At 44.6% G+C, this 3,078-nt stretch carries 4 protein-coding genes; all 4 read right to left on the bottom strand.

Annotated features, from left to right (window positions below; all coding sequences use genetic code 11):
* Nucleotides 1–81: 81 nt before the first annotated feature.
* Nucleotides 82–561, bottom strand: a complete 480-nt coding sequence (gene folA / locus AB4496_RS01365; RefSeq protein ID WP_009847829.1) for a type 3 dihydrofolate reductase — start codon at nucleotides 559–561, stop codon at nucleotides 82–84.
* 40 nt (nucleotides 562–601) lie between these two features.
* The gene (locus AB4496_RS01360; RefSeq protein ID WP_009847830.1) at nucleotides 602–1,075 is read right to left on the bottom strand and encodes a threonine/serine exporter family protein; all 474 of its coding nucleotides are present in this window, start codon (nucleotides 1,073–1,075) and stop codon (nucleotides 602–604) included.
* Entirely contained in the window at nucleotides 1,075–1,842 is a 768-nt protein-coding gene (locus AB4496_RS01355) for a threonine/serine exporter ThrE family protein (protein WP_004735903.1), read from the bottom strand. The genes AB4496_RS01360 and AB4496_RS01355 overlap by 1 nt, the downstream gene beginning before the upstream one ends.
* Nucleotides 1,843–2,011: 169 nt before the next feature.
* On the bottom strand, nucleotides 2,012–3,078 hold a 1,067-nt coding region (gene cgtA, locus AB4496_RS01350), incomplete at its 5' end, for an Obg family GTPase CgtA (protein WP_372130508.1).

Genomic DNA, 3,078 nt, shown 5'->3' with positions numbered 1-3,078 from the left:
GAGATACGAGATACGAGAAGCTTGCGCTAGCTGGGCACAGTAACGCAAGCATTTTCAGAGCCTAACGCTTAATAACCACCGTTAACGCTCGAGAACCACAAACTCCATATTGTGCTTGTTTTTCTCATCCGCCTGATAAGTATCATTAAAGCTCTGCTTCCAACCTTCTCCCCAGTCTGGGAATTGAGTATCACCATCCACATCAAAATCGATATAAGTCAGGTATAACTTGTTCGCTTTTGGTAAGCAGCTTTCATAGATTGAACCGCCACCGATGATCATCACTTCATCAACATCACTAACCAGCTCTAGTGCTTTTTCAATCGAAGTTACCGTCGTGACGCCTCCGATTTCTAAACTCTCGTCGCGGCTGATTACAACGTTCAGCCTCCCCGGTAAAGGACGTCCAATTGAATCGTAAGTCTTACGTCCCATCACGACAGGTTTACCCATAGTTGAACGTTTAAACCATGCGAAATCTGCAGGTAAATGCCAAGGCATCTGATTGTCTTTACCAATTACACGGTTGTTCGCCATTGCCGCTATCATGCTGATGATCATAAATCGAAAGTCCTGTCCTTACTTGAAAATGAAGTTGAAGCTAGACGATAGGTCTACGACGGTAGAATAACAGCCCAGGCACTGCTAAGCCAACCGCAAGCCCTGCGATAATGAACATCGATTTCAAAAAGTTCTCCATCAACAATGCCAATAGTTCTGGGTTGTATCCTGCTCGGTTAATCTCAACCATGGCAATCATCGCCTTAAAGGCAAACACGCCAGGGACCATCGGAATCAAGGCTGCAACCGTAAATACTTTCGGGTGTGCTAACAATTTATGCGACCAGTGCACCCCTATCATGCCGACCAATGTAGCAGCAAAGAACGTCGCCCATTCAATGGGAATGCCGAAATGCATCATTAAGTAACGGCTACCGTGGCCAATGGATCCTCCGAGAGCACAATAGATCAACGCTCGTTGCGGGACGTTAAACACCAATGCAAAACCAACCGCAGGAATCGCAGCAAAAAACATGTCGTTGAGTAACCCAACAAAAAGTTCAAAAATAGTCATTAGTTCACCCACCCCCATACGTCAGATAGGCTCATCGCTGCGACAATACCTAAGCTTGTAGCCAACGTTAATAAACTGGCCATGGTGAAGCGTGCGAGACCCATATTAATGTGGCCTTTAAGCATATCTGCTACGGAGTTAATCAAAGGAAAACCGGGCACTAGCATCAATACTGACGAAGCCATCACGATAGTGGGTTGACCACCAATATTGTAGAGCACTGCCTGAGCTGAAATGGTGGTGGTGACAAAAGCGGTAATAGCGAAATTTAATAACGGATTGAAATGGCGATGACCAATCTCTTGTCTCACGATCATACCGCAAGCCGAAGCTATAAACGTCATCATAAAGACATGCCAATCTCCGCCAGCAAGACGGCTAAAAGAAGCACACGATAGCCCTATCATTACGACAACTAACCAACGGTTGTAGCGTTCGGGACTGATCCCTTGGATCTTCTTATAAGCTAAATCATAATCAAGAATCCCTTTCTCCATCATGATACACACGCGTTGAATCTCGGTGATAACCTGCATATTAATGCCACGATCAGCACAACTTCGAGTCGTCGTTATGCAATGATCATCCATTACCGTTGTCACAACCAACGCATTGGCTGATAGTGCAACTTCAACTTCATTCACCCCACAAGCAATACCGATACGGCGCATAATGTCACCGACCAGTGTGCTCTCGGCGCCATGAGCTAATAACATTTGTCCTGATTGAGCGACTAACCTTGAGATCGCTCTTTGCTTTGATGCCATGATTTCCTTCCCATAGGCGTTAATTATCTAAAGATAAATTTTGCATAAAAAACAGCAAGACGTCATGATTTAGATACAAAAAAACCGCAATTTTCATTGCGGTTTAATAAAACTATCAGCGTATCTTAGAAAAAGCGACCAAAGTGCTTATAAGAAACTACGAGGATTATTAATCACGAACATAGATAACATGACCGTCATCTTCTTCGTCATCCCAATCATCCCAGTCGTCGTCATCTTCAGTCACGACATTCTTACCGGCCATCGCATCTTTATGGTAGTCATCCCACATAAAGTTAACTTTTTCTTCTTCTTCAATTGCTTCAACTTCACGAGGTAGGTTCTCCATGAACTCACCCAGTTTAAAGCAAAGATCTTTGGTACCGATCTTGTTTACAGCAGAGATCTTGAAGTACTCGCCTTCCCAACCTAAAGCTTCGACGATTTCTTGAATCTTTTCGTCAGCTTCTTCTTCAGGCATTAGGTCAACTTTATTGAACACTAACCAACGAGGTTTCTGTGCAACTTTCTCACTGTATTGCTCAAGCTCATCGATGATCGTCAGTGCATTCTGAATAGGATCAGAACCATCGATCGGCAAAATATCGATCATATGCAGAAGAACGCGACAACGCTCAAGGTGCTTCAAGAAACGAATACCAAGACCAGCGCCATCAGCTGCGCCTTCGATCAAGCCAGGGATATCGGCAACGACGAAACTCTTCTCAGGGACAACACTTACCACACCTAAGCTAGGGATTAGCGTGGTAAACGGGTAATCAGCCACTTTTGGTTTCGCAGCAGATACTGAGCGAATAAAAGTAGATTTACCAGCGTTTGGCAAGCCAAGCATACCAACATCCGCTAATAGAAGAAGCTCTAAACGCAGTTCGCGAACTTCACCTTTAGTACCCATTGTCTTTTGACGAGGAGCACGGTTAACCGACGACTTAAAACGCGTGTTACCAAGACCGTGCCAACCACCTTTACCAACCATTACTTTTTTGCCATGTTCAGCAACTTCAGCAACGATTTCATTAGTGTGGATATCAACAGCACGAGTACCTACAGGTACTTTCATGGTCATATCTTTACCACGTTTACCCGTACAGTTACCACCGCGGCCATTTTCGCCACGCTCTGCATTGTAAAAACGTTGGAAACGGTAATCGATCAGTGTGTTTAAGTTCTCATCCGCTTGGATGTAAACATCACCGCCATCACCGCCATCACCGC

Source organism: Vibrio sp. 10N.222.46.A1 (genome assembly GCF_041473595.1).
Lineage (GTDB): Bacteria > Pseudomonadota > Gammaproteobacteria > Enterobacterales > Vibrionaceae > Vibrio > Vibrio tasmaniensis_A.
This window is presented reverse-complemented; position numbering and strand designations above follow the sequence as displayed.